Origin of the sequence: Umezawaea sp., from assembly GCF_036375055.1 — a bacterium.
Classification (GTDB): Bacteria; Actinomycetota; Actinomycetes; order Mycobacteriales; family Pseudonocardiaceae; genus Umezawaea.
The window spans coordinates 1-3,087 of sequence record NZ_DASUSQ010000181.1; the positions used below are offsets into that span (position 1 = coordinate 1).

Sequence of the window (3,087 nt, forward strand, 5' to 3'; positions counted from 1 at the left end):
ACGCGTTGTTGGGCGAGGCCGTTGGGGGCGGTGAGGCCGTTGGAGGCGCCGTCCTGGTTGACAGCGCTGCCCCGGATGACGGCGAGGACGCGGTGGCCGTTGCGGCGGGCGTCGGACAGCTTCTCCAGCAGCAGCACACCGGTGCCCTCGCCCCACGCGGTGCCGTCGGCCGCGGCGGCGAAGGGCTTGCAGCGCGCGTCGGCGGCCAACCCGCCCTGCGTGCTGAACTCCAGGAACGCGCCGGGCGTCGACATCACCGTGACACCGCCCGCGAACGCGAGCCCGCACTCGCCGCGGCGGAGGGACTCGGCCGCCAGGTGCATCGCGACCAGCGACGACGAGCACGCCGTGTCGATGGTCAGCGCGGGCCCCTCCAGGCCGAGGGTGTAGGCCACCCGGCCGGACAGCACGCTGCCGGAGCTGCCGGTGATGAGGTAGCCACCGCTCCCCTTCTCCTTGGCGCCGGTCAGGTTGACGTAGTCCTGGCCGTTGCTGCCGACGAACACGCCCGTGGCGGTGCCGCGCAACGAGTCCGGGGAGAGGCGGGCGTGCTCGGCCGCCTCCCACGCCGCGTGCAGGAAGATCCGCTGCTGCGGGTCCATCGCGAGCGCTTCGCGCGGGGAGATGCCGAAGAAGGCGGCGTCGAACTCCGCGGCGTCGTGCAGCATCCCGCCCTCGCGGCGCAGTGCGACACCCGGTCGTTCCGGGTCGCGCAGCACCACTCCCGGCCAGCCCCGGTCGGTCGGGAAGCCGGTCATCGCGTGCTCGCCCTCGGCGAGCAGGGTCCAGAACCGCTCCGGTGAACTCGCCCCGCCGGGGAACCGGCAGGCCATGCCGATCACCGCGATCGGTTCGTCGACCGCGACGGCCGCGACGGGCCGCGCCTCCTCCCTGGCCGCACCGAAGAGTTCGGCGCGCAGGAACGCCGCCAGCGCGGCGGGGGTCGGGTGGTCGAACACGACGGTGGCGGGCAGTGCCAGACCGGTGGCGTCCGCCAGGGCGTTGCGCAGGCGCACGGAGGTGAGCGAGTCGACACCCATGTCCCGGAACGCCCGTCCGGTGTCGATCGTGTCGGCCGACGCGTGTCCGAGCACCGCGGCGGTGTGCGTGCGGACCGCGGCCAGCATCGCCGCGAGCTGGTCGGACTCCGACGCGGCGGCCAGGGTTCCCGGCTCCGCCGCGTTGACCGCGGCCCGACGTCGGGTGGAGGTCGATCCCCGCTTCATCGGGACGACCACGGCGGCGTCGACACCCAGTGCGGCGTCGAACAGCGCCAACGCCTCCTGGGTGCTCAGCGGTGCGGCACCCGTCTCGGTGAGCCTGCGCACGTCGTCGTCGGTGAGGTGACCGGTGAGGCCGCTGCGGGCCTCCCAGAGCCCCCAGGCGAGCGACAGCGCGGGGTGTCCCTGTGCCCGGCGCTCGTGGGCCAGGCCGTCCAGGAAGGCGTTGGCGGCCGCGTAGTTGGCCTGACCGGCGGTGCCCAGCACACCTGCCACGGAGGAGAACACGATGAACGCGGACAGGTCGTGGGTGAGGTCGTGCAGGTTCAGCGCGCCGTCGACCTTGCCCGCCAGCACGGTTTCCAGCCGCTCCGGGGTCAGCGAGGTGACCACGCCGTCGTCGAGCGCTCCGGCGGCGTGCACGACGGCCGTCAGCGGGTGCTCGGCGGGAACGGCGTCCAGCACGGCCGCGAGCTGCGCCCGGTCGGCCACGTCGCAGGCGACGACGGTCACCTCGGCCCGCTCGCGGAGTTCCGCGACCAGCTCGGCCATTCCCGGTGCCTCGGCCCCTCGCCTGCCCAGCAGCAGGAGGCGTCGAACGCGGTGCGCGGTCACGAGGTGCCGGGCGAGCAATCCGCCGAGCACACCGGTGGCCCCGGTGATGAGGACCGTGCCCTCCGCCCACTCGACGCGGGCGCCGATCTCGGCCCGCACCAGCTCGGGTCGCAGGACCGTCTGGCCGCGCAACGCCAACTGGGGCCGCGCCGACGCCACAGCCCCTGGTGGCACCGCTCCGCCGTCGACGTCGATCAGGCCGAACCGGCCGGGGTGCTCGGACTGCGCCGTCCTGACGAAGCCCCGCAGCGCGCTGCTCGCCGGGTCCACCGTCGCCCGCTCGGTCAGGAACACGAGTCGGGAGGAGGAGAACAGGTCGTCCGCGAGCCACCGCCGCACGAGGTCGAGCGCACGCCGCAGGACGGGGCGCACCGCGTGACCACCGACGGCGAAGTGCACCAGGCAGACGTCCGCGCCGGGAACCGAGTCGAGGTCGGGGAACCGCTGGACGCCCGGCAGGACGTGCGCTGGGAACTCCCCCACCGCGGCCCAGTTCCCCGGTTCCGCGTCGGGCAGCGCGATCGGCCGCCACTGCTCGGTGAACAGGTTGCGGCGCGCCGGATCTCCCTGCGCGGCGCGGACTTCGCCGAACCGGACGGAGTCCGCGGCCAGCACCGGCTGATCGGACGCGTCGAGGGCGTCGAAGCCGAAGACGTGCGCGGAGACGCGGGACCACCGACTGCGCAGGGTCGCCGCGCCCGTGGCGTGGACCCGGAGGTTCGTCCACTCGACGGGGTGCAGGCCACCGTCGATCCCGACCGTCGCGGCGGCGAGGAGTTCGGGGTGCAGCACGTACCCGGAGGTGTCCCCGGTCATGGAGGTCTCGGTGCGCGCCGGGCCGCCTTGACCGGGCAACGCGGGTTCGGCGTCGCCGAGGGTTCCCCGCGCGCAGGGGATCCACTCGCCGTCGAGGACGAGGATCGTGAAGGCGCGCTTGCCCTGCGCGTCGTCGTCCTCGACCACCACCTGGAGGCGGGCGGCTTCGTCCGCGACCGCTTCGACCAGCAGGTGCTCGACCGTGGCGCGGCCGACCGCGTCCGCCGCGGCGAGCGCGACGTCCACCAGCGCCGAGGGGGTGAGGGGATCGGTCCGTCCGGTGAGGACGGTGCTCCCAGGCTTCGCCAGGTCCAGCACCACTTCCAGCACGGCGTGGCCGGTGGGCCGCAGGCCCGGTGCCGCCGGGACCGTGCCCCGTGACGGTGTGGGCCAGTGGTGTTGGTGTTGGAAGGGGTAGGTGGGGAGGGTGGGTGGG

Annotated in this window: 1 protein-coding gene; it reads right to left on the bottom strand. The window is 74.3% G+C overall.

Features of this window, described 5'->3' with window-relative positions; genetic code table 11:
• Positions 1-2,981 (bottom strand): type I polyketide synthase (locus VFZ92_RS42115; protein ID WP_330883782.1); only part of this gene is annotated, 2,981 nt, incomplete at its 3' end.
• Positions 2,982-3,087 lie beyond the last annotated feature (106 nt).